We start from the raw sequence: 23,051 nt of genomic DNA, 5'->3' as shown, positions 1-23,051 counted from the left end.
CTCACCCGTCCGCCACTCAGTCATCTTAAATTCCATCCGTAAACTTCCTTTATGATGCTTCGTTCGACTTGCATGTGTTAGGCACGCCGCCAGCGTTCATCCTGAGCCAGGATCAAACTCTCATGTTTAAGTTTCCTCTTCCCAGGCTTCCTTTACGCCCTTGGCTTAAAGGCTTCCCTTAAGAGTGTTTCTTGGTTAAGACTACTTCGCTTGGCTTTTTCGTTCTTTCCCGTCTTACTGTTGGTTCTGTTCTGGATTTCTCTCAATCCAAGGCCCTAACCCGGCCTTTGTTTTCTTAGAATTTTCAGGGTTTTACATACTGTTTAATCTTCAATTTTCAAGGTGCTTTCAACATTGACGCCAAAGCGTTTCAGCGGCAACTCCTCTATCCTATCACAACCATTCCGCTTTGTCAATCGTTTTTTTAATATTTTTAGGCTATAGCCTTTGACAAATTAATCGCTAATACTTCTCTAGCGGTTACAAATGATAACATAATCATTCTTCTTTGTCAACAAAAAAATGTAAAAAATAACCATTTGGAAAAGGGAACGGAGAAAGAGGGATTTGAACCCTCGCGCCGGTTTCCCGACCTACACCCTTAGCAGGGGCGCCTCTTCGGCCTCTTGAGTATTTCTCCGAATTTGTATTTTCCATATGATTGCTTCTTTTGACATATTTGTCTTTAGAAGCATTGACCATTATACTAGAAAGAATTTACGTTGTCAAGAGATTTATTTAATACATTTTTATTTATTTCTTCCTGTATTCGATCATGTACAAGCTTTGCTATTTCTGAGGATTTCATCCCCATATATTGTTGGGGATAAACAGGTTCCATATAGTGTACTTCAACATACTCCTGTTTCAGAGAGTTTATATCAAACGGGCGAAAGGAATTAATCAAAGCCACGGGAACAATGGGGCACCCAGCTTTTACAGCGCTCTTAAAGGTTCCGCTTTTGAAATCCAAAATTTTATTTTCGCTGCGGCTGCGGTGTCCCTCCGGGAAGATAACAAAGTTACAGCCTGCCTTTACCCGCCTTGTTACCTCGTTGATAATTCGTACCTGATCCTTTATATCACTCCGATCCATGGAAAGGCTTCTGGTTGCGGCCAGAACCTGTTTTACTAAAATCCAGCCTGCCGCCTCCCTCTTAATTACCACAGATAATGGTTTTGAACAGGTAGAATACAACGCCAGCATATCAAAAAGCCCCTGATGGTTTGGAAAAAGTATAAATCCATTATTATCAGGTATATTCTCCGTTCCTGTTGCAGTTACAGTTACTCTGCCTCTTCTTATAATTCTTTGAACCATCTTTGCAATATATTCATGCCGTTCCTGAGGGGTATGTCTATCCTTCTCTCTTCCCATACGGCCAATGGTAAACAACCAAACAGGAGCATGAAATAGATTCATAAATACCATATATATTATACGATTCATATTCCCTCCTTCTCTTTATAAGCCCTTGGTACATCTCATTTGTTAAACTCATGTAATGTATTTTATAATTTCTGATGTGCAATATTCCTTTGAGGCCGTTTCATAAAGATTATTTCCTTTCGAATCGATCACTACAACAACGGGAAACTCTTTTACCTCCAGCTTTCGTATAGCCTCTGTTCCAAGATCCTCATATGCAATTACCTCAGAACACAAAATGCATTTTGATAAAACGGCTCCTGCGCCCCCTATGGCGGCAAAATATACAGACTGATTACGTATCATTGCCTCTAATACTTCATGGGATCTTTTTCCTTTTCCAATCATAGCTCCCATTCCCATATTCAAAAACCGGGGCGTATATGAATCCATACGACTGGCTGTAGTAGGACCGGCAGAACCGATGGGTCTTCCCTCTCTTGCAGGTGAAGGTCCCATATAATAGATAACCGCTCCCTGAATATCAAAGGGAAGCTCCTCTCCCCGATCTAAAGCCGTATTCATTCGCTTATGAGCCGCGTCTCTTGCCGTATAGATCGTTCCTGTAAGATAAACATAATCTCCAGCATGCAAGGAAGCTGCTTCCTCCTTAGTCATAGGTACTCTTATTTGACGGTTCATCTTCCTTACCCTCTCCCTTTTATATGATTCCAGCCATAAACAAAGCTCCACATATTCAGTATTTATGTGAGTTTGTAAGACATAATCATCCTTTTTATCATTCCAAATTTATAGTAACAATCAGCTCCTTAATATATATAATTAAGTTATCAAAATCAATTTACCTAAAGGGAGCCGGTTATTATCTATGGACAACATTTAAAAAGATTTACTAAATCTAACTGTCAAATTCTATGTTTAAGTTCTAATCATCCCTATATGATTCTGTGAGCATGCCTGTTTACGTGGCAGCAGATATTGACAGCCACAGGAAGACCTGCTATATGAGTGGCAAAGGTTTCAACATTCACTGCCAAAGCCGTAACCCTTCCTCCTAATCCTCCAGGCCCAATTCCAAGACAGTTCACTTTATGGAGCATTTCCTCCTCCAAATCCCGAACCCACTTCTTATCCGTTTTTTCATCAATATTTCTTGTAAGTGCATGCTTTGCCATCTGAGCGCATTTTTCAAAGGTTCCTCCGATTCCCACACCGATTACCATAGGAGGACAGGCATTTGGGCCGGCATCCTTTACAGCAGTAAGAATAGCATTTTTAACTCCCTCCAGTCCGTCGGCAGGCTTCAGCATAAATACACGACTCATATTTTCGCTTCCAAAGCCCTTAGGAGCTACTGTTATATCTAGCTTGTCTCCCTCTACAATCTCATAATGGATCACAGCAGGCGTATTATCCTTTGTATTTAAACGCTCAATCGGATCTCCTACTACTGATTTGCGCAAGTATCCCTCTAAATATCCGAGGCGTACCCCCTCATTTATAGCAGCGGTTATGCTTCCGCCTGTGATATGTACCTCTTGGCCTACTTTTATAAAAACTACAGCCATTCCTGTATCCTGGCAGATAGGAATTTGATCCTTGTCTGCAATCCTTAAGTTTTCCTCCAGCTGGTTTAATATCTGACGGCCCAAGGGAGACTCTTCCCTCTTCACTGCATGGGTAAATGCCTTTAGCATGTCGGGAGTAAGGCTATAGTTAGCCTCAATACACATATGCTTTACTGCTTCTGTAATCTGGCTTGCCTGTAATTCTCTCACCTTTTCTTAAACCTCCATGTTGTATAGGGACTGTTTCAAAACAGGTATTTACGAATATGCTTCACAAAAAATACTGTTCCAGTGGCTATAAAAGCCACTTGGAACTGTATTTTTCTATCTGAAAGGTTTATTTTTACTATTTTCTATCAGATTTTTAATTCAACATCCCCTTATGAATCAGATCCATCAAGCTTATGGCTCCTTATCGTTCTCATCTTCCAGCTGCTCCTCCGATTCCCCGTTTTCTTCGCTGTAATATTCTTCGTCAAAGACATTGCTGTCCTTTGTTACACTCTCACGAACTTTTGCCAGACTTGCTACCTTAATATCTGAATCATAGTCAATATTCATAACCTTTACACCTGAGGTATTACGGCCAATAAGAGAAATGTCATCTACAAACACTCGTATAATAATACCCTCAGTTGTAATCAGCATTACTTCACGTCCATCGTTTACCAGCTTGGCTCCTACAAGATATCCTGTTTTATCCGTACATCTATAACAGATAACACCCTTCCCGCCGCGGTTTTGTGCATTAAATTCTGTAATCAGGGTTCTTTTACCCATGCCGTTTTCAGAAACAACCAAAAGGCTTTCTCCCTGGCTCTCCATCTGCATGCCAATTATCTCATCATTCTCTTCAAACCGCATACCGATTACGCCCATAGATACCCGGCCTGTTACTCTTACATCCTTTTCATTAAAACGGATGCACATTCCCCTCCGGGTAACTAAAAAGATATCCTGTGTATTATCAGTAGCTTTTACCTCGATCAGCTCATCGTCCTCTCTCAGAACAATCGCTTGCAGTCCATTTTTTCGGACATGTTCATAATCAACCATAGGGGTCTTCTTAACCATACCCTTCTTAGTTGCCATAAACAGATATTTGTCCTCATTATATTCACGCATAGGAATGATTGCTGTTATCTTTTCTTCCGATTGCAGTTGAAGAAGATTAATGATGGCCGTTCCTCTGGAGGTACGCCCAGCCTCCGGAATCTCATAGGCTTTTAATCGATATACCCGGCCTTTATTAGTAAAAAACATCATATAATGATGATTTGTAGTCATAAGAAGATCCTCAATATAATCCTCCTCTATGGTCTGCATTCCCTTGATGCCTTTTCCTCCCCTATTCTGGCTTTTAAAATTATCTGCATCCATGCGCTTTATATAGCCCAGATGAGTCATGGCAACAACTGTATCCTCATCTGCAATTAAATCCTCCATGGACACATCATCATCATAACCAATAGCAGTACGGCGATCATCTCCATACTTTTGGGAAATAATCATAATTTCTTCTTTGATTACAGTCAAAAGCTTCTTCTCATCTGCAAGAATAGCTTTTAATTCCAAAATCTTAATCTGAAGCTCCTGAAATTCATTCTCCAGTTTCTCCCGTTCCAATCCGGTAAGAGCCCTCAGCCTCATATCCACAATCGCCTGAGACTGAGCATCAGATAATCCAAAACGCTCCATCAGCTGGTTTTTTGCATCTGCCACATTTGCCGAACCTCGGATAATCCGAATCACTTCATCAATATGATCCAGAGCAATTAGCAGTCCCTGCAAAATATGAGCTCGTTCTTCTGCCTTATTTAAATCGTACTGAGTTCTTCTTCTTACTACCTCTTCCTGATGCTTTAAGTAGTAATCCAGCATCTGGTGAAGGTTTAAAACCTTGGGCTCATTATTAACCAAAGCCAGCATGATTACACCGAAGGTATCCTGAAGCTGGGTGTGCTTTAACAGCTGGTTTAAGATAACATTGGCATTTACATCTCTGCGCAGCTCAATGTTAATCCGCATACCCTCACGATTGGACTCATCTCCTATATAGGTGATTCCATCGATCTTTTTATCCTTCACAAGATCTGCGATCTTTTCAATCAGGCGGGCTTTATTAACCATATAAGGAAGCTCTGTGACGATGATCCGGGACTTCCCATTTGGCATAGTTTCTATATTGGTTACAGCCCGTACTTTAATTTTAGCCCGGCCTGTGCGGTATGCCTCCTCAATTCCTCTCCTTCCCAGAATAGTCGCTCCAGTTGGAAAGTCAGGTCCCTTAACTACCTCCATCAATTCCTCAATGGAGGTATCTCTTTCCTCCTCCACCCGGTTATCGATCAGCTTGACAACCGCGTTTATGATTTCCTTCAGATTATGAGGTGGAATATTGGTAGCCATACCAACAGCTATACCGGAGGTTCCATTTACCAGCAGATTTGGATATCTGGAGGGAAGCACCACAGGTTCCCGTTCTGTTTCATCAAAGTTTGGAACAAAGTTGACTGTGTCCTTATTGATATCTGCCAGCATTTCCATAGAAATTTTACTTAAACGGGCCTCAGTATAACGCATGGCTGCAGCCCCGTCTCCGTCCACAGAACCGAAGTTTCCGTGACCGTCCACCAAAGGATACCGGGTAGACCATTCCTGTGCCATATTAACCAGAGCTCCATAAATGGAGCTGTCTCCGTGGGGATGGTATTTACCCATAGTATCACCTACAATACGTGCACATTTGCGGTGGGGCTTGTCAGGGCCGTTATTCAACTCTATCATAGAATACAGGACGCGCCTTTGTACTGGCTTTAAACCATCTCTTACATCTGGAAGAGCCCTTGCGCTGATTACGCTCATGGCATAATCAATATAGGACTGCTCCATAGTTTTTTTCAAATCCACATCATGAACCTTGTCAAATACATTTGGTTCCATATTTTATCTCCTTTATGCTTGCAATCTTATGACTGGATCTGGTTTAAATATCCAGATTCTGTACCCTCTTTGCATTGGACTCTATAAATTCCCTTCTAGGCTCTACCTGATCTCCCATCAAAGTGGTAAAGGTCAGATCAACCTCTGAGGCAGTTTCCTCATCCATCGTTACACGAAGGAGAATCCTGCGCTCCGGATCCATAGTAGTCTCCCAAAGCTGCTCCGCATCCATCTCTCCCAGTCCCTTGTAACGCTGAATCTTATTATTGGTATCGCGTCCTACCTCAGCCAGAATGGAATTAAGTTCCTCATCACTGTAGGCATACCAGATTTTCTTATTTTTCTCCAGCTTAAAGAGAGGAGGCTGCGCCAAATAAACATAGCCCTGCTTGATTAGCTCCGGCATAAACCTGTAAAGGAAGGTTAAAAGCAATGTACTTATATGGGCTCCATCCACGTCTGCATCAGTCATAATAATGATTTTGTGGTAACGGAGCTTGGAAATGTCAAAGTCATCATGGATTCCCGTACCAAAGGCTGTTATCATAGCTTTTATTTCTGCATTTCCATAAATCTTATCCATTCTGGCCTTTTCTACATTTAAGATTTTGCCTCTAAGCGGCAGAATGGCTTGAGTGGCACGAGAACGGGCCGTCTTTGCAGAGCCGCCGGCAGAATCCCCCTCTACAATATAGATCTCACAATTTTCAGGATTCTTATCCGAACAGTCTGAAAGCTTTCCAGGAAGAGCCATACCATCCAAGGCTGACTTACGCCGTGTCAAATCACGGGCCTTCCTGGCTGCTGCACGGGCCCGCTGTGCCAGAATAGATTTTTCACACATAGACTTTGCCACTGCCGGATTCTGCTCCAGAAAATAGGTCAGCTGCTCGCTTACAATATTATCCACTGCTGCACGGGCCTCGCTATTGCCAAGCTTCTGTTTGGTTTGTCCCTCAAACTGCGGATCCTCAATCTTTACGCTTATAATCGCCGTAAGTCCCTCCCGAATGTCCTCGCCGGATAAGCTTTCCTCATTATCCTTTAAAAGCTTATTCTTTCTGGCATAATCGTTAAAGGTCTTGGTGAGAGCATTTTTAAAGCCGGTTAAATGCGTCCCTCCCTCAGGGGTATTAATATTATTTACAAAGGTATAAATATTCTCTGTATAGGAATCATTATGCTGCATGGATACTTCCACATATACGCCCTCTCTGGTTCCTTCACAGTAAATTACCTTATCATATAAGGGAGCTTTGCTTTTATTCAAATAAGTCACAAATTCCTTGATTCCACCCTCGTAGTGGAAGATCTTTTCCTTTTTTTCTTCCCTGTTATCCCTGAGACTAATCTTCAGGTTCTTAGTAAGAAAAGCCGTTTCTCTGAGCCGGATTTTAAGGGTATCATAATCATACACCGTTTCTTCAAATATATCCTTATCAGGAAGGAATGTAACCTTCGTTCCATGCTCATGAGGCTCACAGACTCCTACTACCTTTAAGGGGTACATGACCTTGCCCCTCTCGTATCTTTGCTGGTATATTTTCCCATCCCTGTAAACCTGAACCTCCAGACATTCTGACAATGCATTAACAACGGAAGCTCCTACGCCGTGAAGTCCGCCGGATACCTTATATCCTCCGCTTCCAAATTTGCCTCCTGCATGCAAGATGGTAAATACAACCTCCACAGCAGGAAGTCCGGCCTTTTTCTGAATATCTACAGGGATTCCCCGGCCATCATCAATCACTGTAATCGAATTATCCTCATTTATCGTAACATCGATGGAATCACAATATCCCGCCAATGCCTCGTCCACTGCATTATCTACAATCTCATATACAAGATGGTGAAGCCCTCTGGAAGATGTGCTGCCGATATACATGCCAGGTCTTTTTCTGACCGCTTCCAGTCCCTCCAATATCTGAATTTGATCTGCTCCGTATTGCTCTCCCATGTTTGATATCTTCCTTTCTTTTCGGATCACTATATGGCTAATTCTCATTTATTACCGTTCCATCTACAACCTTAAATACCTTGTCAATCTGAAACCGGTTATTTACAAAATCATCTAACCCTGTACAGGTGATTAGGGTTTGTATATTCTGTATAGCTGACAAAAGATGATTCTGCCTGCTACTGTCCAGCTCTGAAAGCACGTCATCCAGCAAAAGGATGGGGGAATCATGGAGCAATTCCTTTACCAGCTCCAATTCTGAAAGCTTTAAGGACAGGGCAGCCGTTCGCTGCTGGCCTTGAGATCCGTATGTTCGGATATCGATCCCGTTAACCATAAAGCTTATATCATCCCTGTGGGGTCCAGTCAAAGTGGTTTTTTGCTTTCTATCCTGAGAACGGTTTTTCTTAAGAATTTCTTCAAACTCCTCCTCTTTCACATAAGGCTCATAAGAAATAACAAGATCCTCCCTGCTTCCAGATAGTTTTTCATGAATCCCATGGATAATACCGTTTAACCGGTAAATAAAATCCCTTCGAAAGCCTATAACCTCACGACCGTAGGTTGCCAGCTGCATATCCCACACATCCAGGGTTGCTTCATATTCCGGATGAAACAAAAGCTCCTTTAAAAGCTTATTTCTCTGAAGCAGAGCCTTGTTATACTGTACCAATGAATGTACATACAGCTTGTTAAGCTGACACAGCTCCATATCAATGAATCTTCTCCGTTCGGAAGGGCCATTTTTAATAATATTCAAATCCTCAGGGGAAAAAAATATAACATTCGCTATCCCAAATAGCTCACTGGCTTTCCTTATAGGTATTCTGTTAATAGCGATTCCCTTAGCCTTATTCTTTTTTAAATGCATATCCAAACGATATGGAACTCTATTTTTTCTTATTTGGAGCTTGATATGGGATTCATCCTGTCTAAATCGGATCATATCCCTGTCCTTTGCGTTTTTATGAGATTTAGAGGTGCAGCAGACATAAATCGCTTCTAAGATATTTGTCTTGCCCTGGGCATTGTCACCATATAGTATATTGGTTCCCTGATTGAATTTCATATGTAGTTCTTTATAGTTGCGGTAATTTTTAAGCTCTATGGATTCTATAATCATGGTCAGTCTCTTTTCCTGAACCTGTTACCTGGTGATTTTAATTGTATTTCCTTCAAAGGTAACCACATCTCCATTTACCAGCTTTTTGCCCCTCTGAAAAGAGATCTCCCCATTAACCTGAACAAGCCCCTCCTCTATGGCATATTTGGCATCCACGCCGGACTCTGCCAGACCGGCAGCCTTTAAGGCCTGGCCCAGCTTGATGTAATCATCTCTTAATTTTATTATTTCCATTTCTTTCCTTTCTTAGTACAAGCGCTGCCTAAAATTCTGGTTTAAACAGTAGCAGCATTGAAATTAACAGGAAGAATCAGATAGATATAGTTTTCCTCATCATCCTTTATAAAGCAGGGAGACTTGGGATTCATCATATAAATATTGATTTCCTCATCATCTATAGCCCGTAAAGCGTCAATAAGGAATTTGGGATTAAATCCAATCATAATTTCCTTGCCGGTCTTGTGAATCATCAGATCCGCATTCATAGATCCAAAGCTGGAATTTAATTTCAGCTCCATGAGATTATCGCTAATATTGATGATCAGAGGCTTCTTATCATTTTCCCTTATAAGAATGGTGGCCCGCTCAATACAATCCAAAAACTCTTTTTTATTAACGGATACCTTTGTCTCATAATCATTGGAAAGCATCTGGTTAATCCTGAAATACTCCCCTTCAATAAGGCGTGATACCACAATGGTGTCAGAAAATTCAAATAAAATATGGTTGGAACTGAAATAAATCAAAACCTCTTTTTCATTATCTCCGGCCAAAATTTTGCTGATCTCACTTAAGGTCTTTCCGGGAACAATAACCTTTATATTGTCATAATGATCCTTTAAACGTACCTTGCGAATGGATATACGGTGTCCGTCCAGAGACACTACCTTCAGCTGGTTTTCTGTTACCTCAAACAATTCGCCGGACATCATCTTATTGCTGTCATTTGGAGAGATAGAAAAAATTGTCTGCTGTATAACCTCTTTTAAAGTAAACTGGGAAAGGCAAATGTATCTGTCCTTCTCTATATAGGGAAGGTAAGAAAATTCCTCTCCGTCTCGTCCCTGAATATGAAAGACAGAATTTTCGCAGCTGATAATTGTGTTAAATTTATCGTCAGATTCAATGGTAACAGCTGCATTATTACTGGAAAGACGTCGTGTAATTTCAGAAAAAAGCTTAGCATCCAGAGCGATTTTTCCATGCTCTAAAATCTCTCCCTCCACTTTTGTCTCAATGCCAAGCTCCATATCATTGCCTGTAAGCTTAATTTCACTGGCGCTGGCATCGATTAAAATACACTCTAAGATGTTCATGGTAGTTTTGGAGGGAACTGCTTTCATTACAATATTAATTCCATTTACAATGGCATCTTTTTGAAATTTTAACTTCATTATGTTGATAACTTCCTTTCTGTGTATTTAGGGTATTGAGCCTTCATATATAAAGATATAAATAAATAAAATCCGTAGAAGCCGTAGTAGAAGCTGTGGGTATGTGCAAAAGTGTCTTAAGACCTTTAAGCTTAAGGAAAAGCTCCTGTGGAAGTACCTGTGGAAATATAAAGGATTTTCTCAGAAAAACTTCAGGTTTGTCCACAAGGTCTTAAAGAATAATCCCAGGTTCATAAATGAATAGGGATTATTAACAGCCTGTCCACAGATTATTCCACGGTTTATTGTGGATTAATCTTTTTCTTTAGTATATCAATGGTATTTCCCAGACCTTCATTTTTCTGAAGATCATTGGCAATCTTTTCTGCGCCGTGAATAATGGTAGTGTGATCCCTGCCTCCAAGGTATTTGCCAATGGTCTGGAGAGGAATAGCCATCATATCTCTGCATAAAAACATAACGATCTGGCGGGGATAAACTACCTCCTTATTGCGCTTCTGGCTGGCTATATCTAAAGGAGTGATTCCAAAATGGTCGGAAACCACCTGTATAATCAGCTCAGGTGTGATTTCCCGGTGTGAATTGGGGGAGATGATATCCTTTAATGCTTCCTCAGCCAATTCTAAGGTGATATCGCATTTGTTCAATCTGGAAAGCGCTACGATCTTAGTCAAAGCTCCTTCCAGTTCCCGGATATTGGATTTGATGTTAGTTGCAATATACTTGATTACTTCATTATCAATGTTATAGCCCTCCATCTCTTCCTTTTTTCGGAGAATAGCCATTCGTGTCTCATAGTCAGGAGACTGTATATCCACTGTCAGACCCCATTCAAAACGGGAGCGGAGACGTTCCTCCAGCGTTTCAATTTCCTTTGGAGGTTTATCGGATGATATAATAATTTGCTTTTTCGACTCATACAATGTGTTGAAGGTATGGAAAAATTCTTCCTGTGTACTTTCTTTACCTATAATAAATTGAATATCATCGATGAGCAGCACATCATTGTTGCGGTATTTTTCCCTGAATTCCGTAGTTGTAATGTTATTTTTGTTGCGGATAGCGTCGATCAGCTCATTTGTGAAGGTTTCAGAGCTGACATAAAGGATTTTGGATTTCGGGTTATTCTTTAAGATAAAATGGGCTATGGCATGCATCAGATGGGTTTTTCCAAGTCCCACCCCTCCGTATATAAAAAGAGGATTATAAATTTCTCCCGGAGTTTCCGCTACAGCCAGAGCTGCCGCATGAGCCAGGTTGTTGTTGGAACCTACTACAAAAGTGTCGAAGGTGTATTTGGCATTCAGGTTGGCGCTTTGGATTGCGTCAGGGCTTACGGCTGCAGGACCTTTTTGAATCAGCCTGGAAGCTGCGGATGTTCCTAAGGTCATTTCCTCTTCCTGAATCTGCTGTATTACCTTAAATTCTACTTTACAGTCCAATCCCAGAAACTCCGATATGATTACCATAAGCACGGGTCCGTATTTTCGTTCTACATATGATAAAAAGGTTTGCTCGGGGACAATAATTGTTACTTTATTATCATGGAAGGAATACGGTTTTAAGGGTTCCAGCCATGTAGTATAGGAAATGTTAGTTATTTCCAGTTCATTTTTTAAAGTAAGAAGTATTGTATCCCAGTTTTCTTTGATTTTTTCTATCATTTCTTGTCTCCTAAAACTGTATTGCAGAATCGCCCAATCTGAATCTATTGTATACTAAAGTAGATTTTTTTTCAATGACAAGTGTAAATAAATGTGGATAAGTATGTGGGAGAGATGTGGAATTGCTGTGATAATTTTGTGGACAAGCATTTCATCCACAAAATATACAAAAAAAACATTTTTATTTTTCACAATAAAAAATATATAGAAAATAAGGAATATTTGTAAGGGTATGGGGAAAATAAGATAGGATTACACATGGTTATCCACAACTTATCCACATTTTGTGGATAATGTTATGTAAATTAACAAAAGGAATACAAAATGAATCAATTACCTTCAGTTAACCAGTCAGAAATGAGGGCTTTATAAAATCATTGACGGTGTAAATTGTTTTTTTTATAATGGGTATGTAGCATTGCATTGTATCTTATTTGTAAGAACAGTAGCAAGGAGGAAAAAAATTGAATAAAAAGAAAAAAGATACCCGTTGGCTGGCAAGTGTTGCACTTATGATGGCAATCGTTATCCTGTTGGCAAATACGCCTTTTGGGATGATTCAGCTTCCTGTAATTAAGGCGACAACTGTGCACATTCCTGTTATTCTGGGAGCCATTCTTTTAGGGCCCTTGGCTGGATCGATTTTGGGAGCAACCTTTGGCATATGCTCCATGATAAGCAATACCGTAGCTCCTACTTTACTTTCCTTTGCCTTTTCACCTTTTATGAGCATGACTGGTTTAGTAGGAGTAGTGAAGGCTCTTTGGATTTCCGTTGGATGCAGAAGTATGATTGGACTAATTACAGGATGGCTTTGGATTTTCTTTAAGAAGGTAAATTTGAATGGGCTGATTGCCCTCCCCGTTACCGGATTTATAGGCTCTATGGTTAATACGGTATTTGTTATGGGAAGCATTTACCTCCTGTTCGCATCCCAGTATGCAGACGCGAAAAATGTTGGAATTGACGCAGTCTGGGGGTTGATTATGGTGACGGTAACAGCTTCAGGTATACCGGAGGCGATTGTGGCCGCCATTCTGGTTGCGTTAATTGGAAAAGTAATGCAGCGACTTGTGAATTAGTTTTGATATACTAAATATAGTAAACCAAATTTGCAATGCATACATTTTATTGGGACAGCCTCTTTGGCTGTCCGTTTTTGTGGGATTTTTGTTAAAAATTGCTTGACGGAGGCGGATTTCTTCTATATAATTGAGAAGATGTTTAATTAAACTAGTCTAAATGTGTGCTATCACATTGCCAGATAATTTTGATAGGAGGTGCCGGGATTATGAAAATGACATTTCAGCCTAAGAAGAGACAGAGAGCGAAGGTTCATGGATTTCGTTCAAGAATGAAAACCGCAGGCGGTAGAAAAGTTATTGCTGCCAGAAGAGCGAAAGGCAGAGCAAGATTAGCATCTTAATTGTCAGAAGTTTAAGAAAAAAGAACCGCGGGCCACAGAACATTTGTGGCCTTTTCTTTTCTTAATATTCCTTCCTTTCAGTCAGGAGATTTTGTTTGGATGAAGCGATTTCCTTCCATTAAAAAAAATAGTGAGTTCCAGAGAATTTATAAAAATGGGACCTCTTACGCCAATAAGCTGCTGGTCATGTATGTAATGGAAAATGGAAAGTGTGTAAATAACATTGGCATATCCGTAAGTAAGAAAGTGGGCAACAGCATTGTACGTCATCATATTACAAGATTAATCAGAGAAATATTTCGTTTGAATAACCATAAAATCAGGACTGGATTAAACATCGTCGCCGTAGCCAGAGTGGCTGCAAGAGAATCAGATTACAAACATTTGGAAAGTGCCTACATGCACCTGTGCGGACTGCATCATATTTTAAAGGAATCGAAGTGAAGTGATTATGACTAATTGCCTGATTATGCTGGTAAGAGGGTATCAAAAGTTTTTATCTCCTCTTAAAATAAGAACTCACTGTATTTACACACCTACATGCTCACAATATGCTATTGAGGCATTGAGAAAATATGGAGCCCTCAAGGGTATATGGCTGTCCTGCAAACGGATACTCAGATGTCATCCATTTGCAAAAGGGGGTTATGATCCGGTTCCGTAAATTTAGGGGCAGCTTTTAAAAGACAGAAGCGAAGCCTTTATAATGAGTCATTCCGCTAAGTTCGTGAAAGATCTCACTAAGTGGAGATGATATCTATCGCACGTAAGCTCCTAAAGGACAGGAGCGAAGTGCTCATAAGGAGGTATAGTATATTGGATGGTTTTAGTGCGATTATGTTGACAAAGCAGGGCGGTTTTCTGGGCCCTATTGCGGATATTTTGGGCTGGATTATGGATCAGCTGTTTAAATTTACAACAATGTTCGGAATTGAGAATATAGGCCTGTGTATTATTTTGTTTACACTGGTAACTAAGGTTCTTATGATTCCTCTTACCATCAAGCAGCAGAAGTCTTCCAAGCTGATGGCTGTTATGCAGCCGGAGATTTCTGCAATTCAAAAGAAGTATAAGGGTAAGGAAAGCGATCAGAAATATGCTATGATGATGCAGACAGAGATTAAGGCTGTCTATGAAAAATACGGAACTTCCATGACAGGTGGCTGTCTTCCTCTTTTAATTCAGATGCCGATTATTTTTGCTTTGTATCGTGTTATCTATAATATACCTGCTTATGTTCAGTCTGTAAGAGGTTATTATGAGACAGTTATAAGCAGTCTTCCAAGTGGTTATCAGACGGCTCAGACCTTTGTGGATCTGGCGGCTGCTCAGAAGATGCCGGTTGATAAATTCAATTACAGCAATGTTAATACAGTGATTGATTTATTATATAAGCTGACAGGCCAGCAGTGGGATACATTGGTAAACGCTTTTTCTGAGGTGGGACGGGCTGTAACAGAGACTGGCGTGAGAGTAGTAGATGCCATTGAAAATATGCAGACCTTTTTTGGACTGAATATTGCTTATACGCCTTTTCAGGTTATATCCAATTATTTTAATAAGGTAGACGGAACTACTATATTTACAGCATTAGCTGCATTATGTATTCCTTTATTTGCAGGTTTGAGCCAATGGTACAGTACGAAGCTTATGACTGCAAACCAGCCTCAGACAAACAGTGAGGATAATCCTGCCGCAGGTATGATGAAGAGTATGAATGTAACAATGCCACTTATGTCCGTATTTTTTTGCTTTACCTTTGCGTCTGGTATTGGACTTTACTGGGTTGCTCAGAGTGTGTTTACGATTATACAGCAGGTTGGTATTAACTCCTATCTTAATAAGGTAGACATCGATGATCTGGTTCAGAGGAATCTTGAAAAAACCAATAAAAAGCGTGCAAAGAAAGGCCTTCCTCCTGCAAAGGTTGGCAATGTAGATGAGATGCTAAAGAAAATAGAGGAAAAGGAAGCAAAGGCTGAGAGTGCGCAGATGGCTAAAATTGCAAAGACCAAGGCTTTGGTAGAGGAATCCAATAAATATTATAACAACGACGCAAAGCCGGGAAGTCTGGCATCCAAGGCAAATATGGTTGCTAAATATAATGAAAGGCATGATAGGAGTAAAAAGTAAAAAGGGGGTTTTTGTCTATGGATAGAAGGGAATTTAGTGCCAAGACTGTCAGCGAGGCAATTACAAAGGCGTGTATGGCCCTTGAAATAGCCAGTGATCATTTGGATTATGAAGTCATTAGCGAGGGAAGCTCAGGATTTCTTGGTATTGGAGCAAAGCCTGCCATTATAATTGCAAAGGCAAAAGAGACAGAGGAGAGTACAAAAATAGAGGGAGCTCGGTTCGGGGAGGAGTCAGCGGAAAAAAAGTCAATCGATCAGCAGGAGGGAAGCTTTCCTGTTGAGGAAAGAGCATCAGATTTTCTGAATAAGATATTTGACGCTATGAAAATGGAGGTTACCGTAAAAACTCAATTCAATGAGGCGGAGCAGGAACTTTCCCTGAATCTGGAGGGAGAGGATATGGGTATTCTTATCGGCAAGAGAGGACAGACGTTAGATTCTCTCCAGTATCTTGTCAGCTTGGTTGCCAATAAGGGTTCTGAAACATATATACGTGTGAAGCTTGATACAGAAAATTACCGCGAGAGAAGAAAGGAAACTCTTGAAATTCTTGCAAAGAACATTGCCTACAAGGTAAAGAGAACGAAGCATTCAGTGGCTCTGGAGCCTATGAATCCTTATGAGAGAAGAATCATTCATGCAGCTCTTCAAAATGATAGGTATGTTTCTACCAGAAGTGAAGGGGAGGACCCCTTCCGTCATGTAGTTATTGCGCTTAAGAAGGAAGCTTTTTCAGGAGAAAGAAAAGGGCGTTATGAAAGAAACAGAAGCGGTCATTATGAGCAGCGTTTCGGTGGATATAAGGGAGGCAGCCGTCGGAATCATTATTCTGAATCTGCTGCTTCCAAAGAAGCAGATTCAGAGGATACAGAGTGACTCTCAGTAAGTGCGCTTTCGCGTGTCTGAGATAAGAAGCTAAGAGGCTGTTGCAGAAGCGACGGCCTTTTTGATCTATATTATTTAAGCTTAGTCAGATTGAAAGGGAAGCAGATGAAAGCAGATACGATAGCAGCCATAGCAACAGGGATGAGTCCCTCCGGTATAGGAATTATAAGGATTAGCGGCAGCGAGGCATTTTCTTTGATTGATCAGATATATCGGAATAAGGCTGGAGCGTTTGTGAAATTAAGCGAGGCAAAAACTCATACGGTTCACTATGGATTCATTTATGATGGGGAACAAAAAATTGATGAGGCATTGGTTCTTATTATGAAGGGTCCTCACAGCTATACAGGAGAGGATACGGTAGAAATTGACTGCCATGGAGGTATTCTTATGGTGAAAAGGATGCTGGACGCAGTGATCCATCACGGAGCAAGGGCAGCAGAGCCGGGAGAATTTACCAAAAGGGCCTTTTTAAATGGAAGGCTTGATCTGGCACAGGCAGAGGCAGTGGCAGATATTATTCACGCTACCAATGAATATGCTTTGAATAACTCTGTAGGCCAGTTAGGTGGTTCGGTATCAAAAAAAATACGAAAGCTTAGAAGCGGAATATTGTATGAAATTGCTTTTATTGAGTCGGCTCTGGATGATCCGGAGCATATTAGCTTGGATGGATATGGAACGCATATTATGAGTGCTCTAAATTCTTTTATGGATGAACTGGAGATTTTGATCCGATCAGCAGATAATGGCAGGGTAATAAAGGAAGGAATTAAGACAGTAATTTTGGGAAAGCCAAATGCTGGAAAATCCTCTCTTATGAATGTACTTTTAGGAGAGGAGAGGGCGATTGTAACTGAAATTGCCGGAACAACCAGAGATACCTTGGAGGAGCATGTATATTTGCAGGGTATCAGTTTAAATGTGGTGGACACAGCAGGAATTCGAAATACGGAGGATGTGGTTGAAAAAATTGGCGTAGAGCGAGCGCTGAAGGCAGCCAAAGAAGGAGATTTAATTATTTATGTGGTGGACGGTTCCGTTCCTTTGGATGAAAGGGATCGGGAGATAATGAAGCTGATAAGGGATAAACGTTCTATTATCCTTCTGAATAAATCAGATTTGAACCTTAAGGTGGAAAAGAAAATACTGGAAAAGCTTTCTGGAAATAAAGTAATTTCTATATCTGCCAAGGAAGAACAGGGAATTGAGGAACTGGAACAGGAGATAAAACGTATGTTTTATTATGGAGAGCTTAACTTAAATGATCAGGTATATATTACAAATGTTCGCCATAAGGAAGCTCTGGAACAGGCTTTTGCCAGTCTTAGAAGGGTTAAGGAAAGTGTAAAGGCCGGTATGCCTGAAGATTTTTATTCCATTGATTTGATGGATTCCTATGAGCAGTTAGGCTTTATTCTGGGAGAAGCGGTGGATGATGATTTGGTAAATGAAATATTTTCCAGATTTTGTACAGGTAAATAACAGGAATTGTTTGAAAATGGAAGAGGATGGATATTATTATGCCATATTTGGAAGAAACCTATGATATTGTAGTGGTAGGTGCCGGACATGCGGGATGCGAGGCAGCCCTGGCCTGCGCCAGATTGGGGCTGGAAACGATTATTTTTACAATCAGTGTGGACAGCATTGCTCTGATGCCTTGTAATCCCAATGTAGGAGGAAGCTCTAAGGGACATCTGGTAAGGGAACTGGATGCACTGGGCGGGGAAATGGGGAGAAATATAGATAAAACCTTTATTCAGTCAAAAATGCTCAATGAATCGAAGGGACCGGCTGTTCATTCCCTGAGAGCCCAGGCAGATAAGCAGGAATACAGCAGACAGATGAGAAACACTCTGGAAAATACGGATCATCTTACCATTCGTCAGTCGGAGGTGTCTGAGATTATAGTGGAAAAGGGCAGGATTCAGGGAGTAAAGGTTAGCTCAGGAACCATTTACAAAGCTAAGGGGGTGGTGCTTTGTACAGGAACTTATCTGAAGGCGCGATGTATCTATGGAGATGTGAGCAATCCTACGGGACCTAACGGACTTCAGGCTGCTAATTACCTCACCGATTCTCTGAGGGAGAATGGTGTAGGACTGCTTCGTTTTAAAACAGGGACTCCGGCCAGAGTAGATAAAAGAAGCATAGACTTTTCTAAAATGGAGGAGCAGTTTGGAGATGAACGAGTGGTTCCCTTTTCCTTTTCTACAGACCCGGAGACTGTGCAGAAGGATCAAATTTCCTGTTGGCTTACTTATACCAATGAGGAGACTCATAGAATAATAAAGGAGAATCTGAAACGTTCGCCTTTATTTTCTGGAGCTATTGAAGGAACAGGGCCTAGATATTGTCCTTCTATAGAAGATAAAGTAGTCAGGTTTCCTGATAAGAGCCGGCATCAGGTATTTGTGGAGCCTGAAGGACTTTATACCAATGAGATGTATTTGGGAGGTATGAGCAGTTCCCTTCCTGAGGATGTACAATATGCTATGTATCGAACGGTACCGGGACTGGAAAAGGTAAGGATTGTAAGAAATGCCTATGCTATTGAATATGACTGCATTAATTCCCTTCAGCTTAAAGCTACTCTTGAATTTAAGAAAATAGAAGGGCTTTTTGCAGGAGGGCAGTTTAATGGAAGCTCCGGTTATGAGGAAGCGGCAGTTCAGGGATTTATGGCAGGTGTAAATGCTGCTATGAGGGTGCTTGGGCGTAATCAGATTGTTCTTGACCGATCCCAGGCTTATATAGGAGTACTTATTGATGATCTGGTTACAAAGGAAAATTATGAGCCTTATCGGATGATGACTTCCAGGGCAGAATACAGGCTTCTTTTGCGTCAGGATAATGCAGATCTCAGGCTTAGAAAGATTGGGTATGATATTGGACTTGTAAGTGATGAGGAATATGAAAAGCTTCTTAAAAAAAAGGATGAGATTGCTCAGGAAATAAAACGACTTGGCAGGGTAAATATAGGAGTAGATTCCCAAGTTCAAGAAATATTGGAAAAATATGGAAGTACTGTACTTAAATCTGGTATTACGCTATCAGAGCTGGTGAGACGACCTGAGCTGGATTATTTAAAGCTTGCAGAGCTGGATAAGGACAGACCAAATTTGCCTTTGGATGTGCAAGAGCAGGTTAATATTGAAATTAAATATGAAGGATATATAAAACGGCAGCTTCAGCAGGTAGCTCAATTCAAAAAACTGGAGGGAAAAAGATTGCCGGAAGAGTTTGATTATTCCCAGATAAAGAGTTTGCGCAGAGAGGCAGTACAGAAGCTTAATCGGATTCAGCCTGCTACCATAGGTCAGGCATCACGTATATCAGGGGTTTCACCGGCAGATATATCAGTTCTTTTAGTTCATTTTACAAAGAGAAAGTGAAAGGAAAGAGGTATGACAGATAGTTTTTGCAGACAGATGAAGAAGGAAGTGGAGGAGCTTGCTATCGATCTGAATGATAGACAGCTTGAGCAGTTCTACACCTACTATAAAATGCTGATAGAAACAAATAAAGTGATGAATCTGACTTCCATAACGGAAGAGAAGGAGGTTGTAACAAAACATTTTAGCGACAGCCTATCATTGGTGAGGGCTTTTGGAGGTGCAGATGAATTTAAAAGATACCTGGAGGGGGAAAAAACATTAATTGATGTGGGTACAGGAGCCGGATTTCCTGGAATTCCATTGAAAATTGCATTTCCTGAAATGAAAGTTACCTTATTGGATTCTTTAAATAAGAGAGTAAAATTTTTGCAGGGAGTTTGCGATAAATTAGGTCTGGAGTATGTGAAATGTATACATGGAAGAGCTGAGGATACAGGCAGAAAGGTGGAGCACAGGGAGAACTATAATCTATGTGTTTCCAGAGCGGTAGCTAATCTTTCTACTCTTTCAGAATATTGCATGCCTTTCATAAAGGTTGACGGATTATTTATCTCCTATAAGTCAGGAGAGATAGAGGCAGAGCTGGAGCAGGCGAAGAAGGCGATTGATATGTTAGGAGGAACAATAGTAGGACTAAAAAAATTTATACTGCCTGGAAGTGATGCTGCCAGGTCATTGGTAATAATTAAAAAAAGCAGGATCTTGTCAAAAAAATATCCCAGAAAAGCGGGAATTCCTGCTAAGGAGCCTTTGGAATAAGGGATATTTATAAGCGCTGTGGAGTGTATGAAACATAAGTATTTACGAAATTCTGCCAATTAAATACGGTTCCAATAATGGCTATAAAGGTTATTTGAAACCGTATTTTTAGTAGGATATTGAATTAGTAAGCAAACCACCGGGAATAAAGGCTATATTCTAATTGAATTTTCTGCTGTCTAGGCTCCTTTGATTGTAATTCCTATTCAAATACTACGATAGCTTTTGGAGAATCGTTAATAAGGCATTACCTAAACGACTTTAGGGAGGTAGTTTCCCGAATTTCTATTTATGTATTCACCTGGATGAAGGTATGTGTGGATGAGCAATGTGCATTTTATCTGGAAGATAGAAAGCTAAATGGAGGATTCCCGCATCATTTGTATCTCTCTTGCATACCCATCCAGATTATTGGGAGTTTCCAAATAAAAAGGCAGTGATTTTAAAACAGGATGATTAACGATACGCTTAAAGGTATCTAATCCAATATGACCCTCTCCTAATTTTGCATGACGATCCTTATGAGCTCCCAGAGGATTCATACTGTCGTTTAGATGAATGGCTTTTAGATGTTGAAGACCGATGATTTTATCAAATTCTGTGAGAACCTCATCCAAATGATTCGCGATATCATAGCCTCCATCCCAGACGTGACAGGTATCTAAACATATGCCCATATGCTGGGAGAGTTCTATGCGATTCAGTATTTCTTTTAGCTCTTCAAAACGTCCTCCTATCTCACTTCCCTTACCTGCCATAGTTTCCAGAAGGACAATGGTGTGTTGTTCAGGAGTAAGAATTTCATTGATCATTTCTGAAATGTAGGAAATTCCAACTTCTACCCCCTGTTTTACATGACTGCCAGGATGAAAATTGTACATGTTTCCAGGTGTATATTCTAAACGCGCAAGATCGTCAGCCATGGTTCTTTTAGCAAAATCTCTAAGAGCTGGGTCTGCGGAGCAAGCATTGAGGGTATAGGGTGCATGAGCCAAAATAGGTGTGATATTTTCATTTTCAGCTAAGGATAGAAAACATTTTATGTCATCTTTGTTAATTGCTTTTGCATTGCCTCCCCGAGGATTTCGGGTAAAGAATTGAAACGTATTGGCATTTATCTGTAGGGCTTCTTTCCCCATGGACAGGTATCCCTTTGATGACGACAGGTGACTTCCGATTCGTAGCATGGCTTGTTTCCTTTCATTTATTGGATTGTTGATTTCTGTATAAAAGAAAGAGTTCGGAGTGAATTTTTCAAACCAAATGTTTCACGTGAAACATTCCTTTTTGATTATAATGAAAAAAAAGTTAAAATTAAATTATAAACATCAGTAGGCTTTTCCATATGAGGAAGTAGCTTCACATTGGGAATTGTTGCGGTTTCTATCGCAGGATTACACTCCTTATACTCCCTCATACATTCCTTCATTCCTTCCACATTGCTGCCAATGAGATAAATACTATTATCAATTTTTCTCAAAGCATTAGAGATATTACACTTTATATAGTTGCATTTAATGCTGGCATATGCAGATTTTGGAGAGTCACCAAGGTGAGCAGCTTCATGACAGGCATCTATCATTTTAGTTTTAACAGAATATGGATTGTAATATAGATTCGTCATAAACTCTTTTATAATAGACTGTTTGCTGTAGGCAATGTTATAAATAAGAGTACCAACAATCGGAAGATCTAGGAAAAGTTTATAGAGCTTGGCATTCTTTCCTGGAATTTGACTGCAGGAAAGCAGTGATTCAGGATTAATAAAAAGAAGCCTATGAAAAAGCTCTGGGCTGTTGCAACAGGACATGGCTCCCAATGCAGCAGATGATCCGGAGGTAATAAGGTCAGTCCTATGGCCTATCTCAGATTTGATAAAATCGCATATAAGCTGAACATAGAGATAATTTGTATAGGTAAGATTTGGTTTTTCTGAACGTCCAAAACCTAATAAGTCTATGGTATAGACGGTATAATTTTCTGACAGCTTATCAGATAAATTTTTCCACTCATATCCACAGAATGCAGGAGACAGGTTGTGGATAAGCAGGACGGGCTTTCCGTTGCCAGACTTAGTATAATGGATGTTTCCAAGCCTCCATTTAAAACAATGTGCTTCTGTCTCCTGAAGTATATTGCGGGAGGTGGCGGATAGCTTAACGGCTTTATTAATAAGAGCGGTAGCAGTGCTTGCTCCTGCTGATAATATAAGTAAGGTTAGCAGTTTGTTTCTGGTTTTCATTGATTTTGATTCTCCTGATTTTCATCCAGTTTATTGGGTGCTATTTTTCTTAATTATAATACAAGCTAAAAGGGATTACAACGGGCGAAGGATTAAAATATTCTTAAGAGTTTTATGATAGAAAAATGTTTCACGTGAAACATTTTTTGTGTAAAAAGGAAAAA

Annotated in this window: 20 protein-coding genes, 1 tRNA gene and 1 rRNA gene; 9 read left to right on the top strand and 13 right to left on the bottom strand. The window is 40.4% G+C overall.

Going from position 1 to position 23,051, the window contains the following annotated elements:
* The 11 genes from FYJ39_RS15935 to dnaA all read right to left on the bottom strand — a co-directional run.
* Window positions 1-128: ribosomal RNA gene (locus FYJ39_RS15935) — 16S ribosomal RNA — on the bottom strand; the annotation flags it as partial.
* Between the two features lie 424 nt (window positions 129-552).
* A tRNA-Ser gene (locus FYJ39_RS15930) sits at window positions 553-640 on the bottom strand.
* Between the two features lie 66 nt (window positions 641-706).
* On the bottom strand, window positions 707-1,450 hold the full coding sequence (locus tag FYJ39_RS15925; RefSeq protein WP_154473429.1) for a lysophospholipid acyltransferase family protein: 744 nt from the start codon (window positions 1,448-1,450) through the stop codon (window positions 707-709).
* Window positions 1,451-1,498: 48 nt separating this feature from the next.
* Window positions 1,499-2,071, bottom strand: a complete 573-nt coding sequence (locus tag FYJ39_RS15920; RefSeq protein ID WP_154473428.1) for a Fe-S-containing hydro-lyase — start codon at window positions 2,069-2,071, stop codon at window positions 1,499-1,501.
* Window positions 2,072-2,325: 254 nt separating this feature from the next.
* Window positions 2,326-3,168, bottom strand: a complete 843-nt coding sequence (locus tag FYJ39_RS15915; protein ID WP_287847840.1) for a fumarate hydratase — start codon at window positions 3,166-3,168, stop codon at window positions 2,326-2,328.
* Between the two features lie 192 nt (window positions 3,169-3,360).
* Window positions 3,361-5,901, bottom strand: a complete 2,541-nt coding sequence (gyrA, locus tag FYJ39_RS15910; RefSeq protein WP_154473427.1) for a DNA gyrase subunit A — start codon at window positions 5,899-5,901, stop codon at window positions 3,361-3,363.
* 43 nt (window positions 5,902-5,944) lie between these two features.
* A complete protein-coding gene (gene gyrB / locus FYJ39_RS15905) occupies window positions 5,945-7,858 on the bottom strand; it encodes a DNA topoisomerase (ATP-hydrolyzing) subunit B (RefSeq protein WP_154473426.1) in 1,914 nt (637 codons plus the stop codon).
* Window positions 7,859-7,895: 37 nt separating this feature from the next.
* On the bottom strand, window positions 7,896-8,981 hold the full coding sequence (recF, locus tag FYJ39_RS15900) for a DNA replication/repair protein RecF (protein WP_154473425.1): 1,086 nt from the start codon (window positions 8,979-8,981) through the stop codon (window positions 7,896-7,898).
* A gap of 24 nt (window positions 8,982-9,005) precedes the next feature.
* Window positions 9,006-9,215: an RNA-binding S4 domain-containing protein gene (locus FYJ39_RS15895; RefSeq protein ID WP_154473424.1), complete on the bottom strand. Its 210-nt coding sequence runs from the start codon at window positions 9,213-9,215 to the stop codon at window positions 9,006-9,008.
* Between the two features lie 41 nt (window positions 9,216-9,256).
* On the bottom strand, window positions 9,257-10,375 hold the full coding sequence (gene dnaN, locus FYJ39_RS15890) for a DNA polymerase III subunit beta (RefSeq protein WP_154473423.1): 1,119 nt from the start codon (window positions 10,373-10,375) through the stop codon (window positions 9,257-9,259).
* Window positions 10,376-10,656: 281 nt separating this feature from the next.
* Window positions 10,657-12,039: a chromosomal replication initiator protein DnaA gene (gene dnaA, locus FYJ39_RS15885; protein WP_154473422.1), complete on the bottom strand. Its 1,383-nt coding sequence runs from the start codon at window positions 12,037-12,039 to the stop codon at window positions 10,657-10,659.
* Between the two features lie 464 nt (window positions 12,040-12,503).
* Between dnaA and FYJ39_RS15880 the strand changes: the two genes are divergently transcribed.
* The 9 genes from FYJ39_RS15880 (at window position 12,504) to rsmG (ending at window position 20,645) form a co-directional block, all read left to right on the top strand.
* Window positions 12,504-13,121 carry an ECF transporter S component gene (locus FYJ39_RS15880; protein WP_154473421.1) on the top strand — a complete coding sequence of 206 codons (618 nt, stop codon included), beginning with the start codon at window positions 12,504-12,506 and terminating at the stop codon, window positions 13,119-13,121.
* 209 nt (window positions 13,122-13,330) lie between these two features.
* Entirely contained in the window at window positions 13,331-13,465 is a 135-nt protein-coding gene (gene rpmH / locus FYJ39_RS15875; RefSeq protein ID WP_154473420.1) for a 50S ribosomal protein L34, read from the top strand.
* Between the two features lie 99 nt (window positions 13,466-13,564).
* On the top strand, window positions 13,565-13,909 hold the full coding sequence (gene rnpA / locus FYJ39_RS15870; protein WP_154473419.1) for a ribonuclease P protein component: 345 nt from the start codon (window positions 13,565-13,567) through the stop codon (window positions 13,907-13,909).
* A 7-nt stretch (window positions 13,910-13,916) separates the two neighbouring features.
* Window positions 13,917-14,129, top strand: coding sequence for a membrane protein insertion efficiency factor YidD (gene yidD, locus FYJ39_RS15865; protein WP_154473438.1), 213 nt, complete (start codon window positions 13,917-13,919; stop codon window positions 14,127-14,129).
* Between the two features lie 152 nt (window positions 14,130-14,281).
* Window positions 14,282-15,598 (top strand): YidC/Oxa1 family membrane protein insertase, encoded by a 1,317-nt coding sequence (locus FYJ39_RS15860; protein ID WP_154473418.1) that lies wholly within the window; start codon window positions 14,282-14,284, stop codon window positions 15,596-15,598.
* 17 nt (window positions 15,599-15,615) lie between these two features.
* Window positions 15,616-16,476, top strand: coding sequence for an RNA-binding cell elongation regulator Jag/EloR (jag, locus tag FYJ39_RS15855; RefSeq protein ID WP_154473417.1), 861 nt, complete (start codon window positions 15,616-15,618; stop codon window positions 16,474-16,476).
* Window positions 16,477-16,590: 114 nt separating this feature from the next.
* The gene (mnmE, locus tag FYJ39_RS15850; protein WP_154473416.1) at window positions 16,591-17,970 is read left to right on the top strand and encodes a tRNA uridine-5-carboxymethylaminomethyl(34) synthesis GTPase MnmE; all 1,380 of its coding nucleotides are present in this window, start codon (window positions 16,591-16,593) and stop codon (window positions 17,968-17,970) included.
* 38 nt (window positions 17,971-18,008) lie between these two features.
* On the top strand, window positions 18,009-19,883 hold the full coding sequence (gene mnmG, locus FYJ39_RS15845; protein ID WP_154473415.1) for a tRNA uridine-5-carboxymethylaminomethyl(34) synthesis enzyme MnmG: 1,875 nt from the start codon (window positions 18,009-18,011) through the stop codon (window positions 19,881-19,883).
* A 12-nt stretch (window positions 19,884-19,895) separates the two neighbouring features.
* Window positions 19,896-20,645: a 16S rRNA (guanine(527)-N(7))-methyltransferase RsmG gene (gene rsmG / locus FYJ39_RS15840; protein WP_154473414.1), complete on the top strand. Its 750-nt coding sequence runs from the start codon at window positions 19,896-19,898 to the stop codon at window positions 20,643-20,645.
* 356 nt (window positions 20,646-21,001) lie between these two features.
* Here the strand turns inward: rsmG and FYJ39_RS15835 are convergent, their stop codons facing one another.
* Both FYJ39_RS15835 and FYJ39_RS15830 read right to left on the bottom strand, forming a co-directional pair.
* A complete protein-coding gene (locus FYJ39_RS15835; protein ID WP_154473413.1) occupies window positions 21,002-21,832 on the bottom strand; it encodes a deoxyribonuclease IV in 831 nt (276 codons plus the stop codon).
* Between the two features lie 104 nt (window positions 21,833-21,936).
* Window positions 21,937-22,887 (bottom strand): alpha/beta fold hydrolase, encoded by a 951-nt coding sequence (locus FYJ39_RS15830; protein WP_154473412.1) that lies wholly within the window; start codon window positions 22,885-22,887, stop codon window positions 21,937-21,939.
* Window positions 22,888-23,051: the final 164 nt, after the last annotated feature.

This window comes from Clostridium porci (assembly GCF_009696375.1).
Lineage (GTDB): Bacteria > Bacillota > Clostridia > Lachnospirales > Lachnospiraceae > Enterocloster > Enterocloster porci.
This window is presented reverse-complemented; position numbering and strand designations above follow the sequence as displayed.